Origin of the sequence: Nocardioides terrigena, from assembly GCF_003047265.1 — a bacterium.
GTDB lineage: Bacteria > Actinomycetota > Actinomycetes > Propionibacteriales > Nocardioidaceae > Nocardioides > Nocardioides terrigena.
The window spans coordinates 1-691 of the sequence record NZ_PZYY01000056.1 but is presented as its reverse complement, the minus strand read 5'-3'; the positions used below and the strand labels follow the sequence as shown (position 1 = coordinate 691).

1 protein-coding gene is annotated in these 691 nt (G+C 39.7%); it reads right to left on the bottom strand.

The annotated features are described in order from the left end of the window. A partial coding sequence (locus DAE25_RS22805) for a preprotein translocase subunit SecY (RefSeq protein WP_199907746.1) occupies positions 1–691 on the bottom strand: 691 nt, incomplete at both ends.

The window sequence follows — 691 nt, the reverse complement described above, 5'->3', positions numbered from 1 at the left end:
TTCCGATCTGTGATGTTTGTTCGCCTGGTCGATAACCTGGTACAAACGCACCTGATTTCTTCAAATTATCCGCCGTATCACGAGGATTATATTGCATTCCCGTATAGAAGAATGCAAAGAAGATTACTGCCATTGTGAATAACACAAGATATAACGGTTGTCCTGGCTGTAATAATTGTGATAAGTCAAATAACCACTCAAGTCCTTCGCTTTGACCAAACCACTGCGTAATACTCGCAGGGAATAAAATGATACTTGAAGCGAAAATCGCAGGAATTACACCTGCCATATTAACTTTTAATGGTAAATGAGATGATCTAGCCGGTGCCATCATTCTGCCTTGCTGGCGACTTGCATAATTTACCACAATTCTTCTTTGTCCGCGTTCAACAAAGACAACAAAATATGTTACTGCAAATGCAATTATAGCTACTAATAAAAGAACAAGTGGAGAAATTTCGCCTTGACGAGCTTGCTCAATTGTCTGCCCAATCGTTGCTGGTAAATCTGCAACAATACCTGCAAAGATAATCAAAGAGATACCGTTACCGATACCGCGCTCAGTGATTTGCTCACCTAACCACATAAGGAACATTGTTCCCGTAACTAGGCTGATTACAGAAGTTACATAGAATAAGATACTTGGATTAGGAACTAATCCTTGTAACATATTCGGTAGGGCAATTGAAAT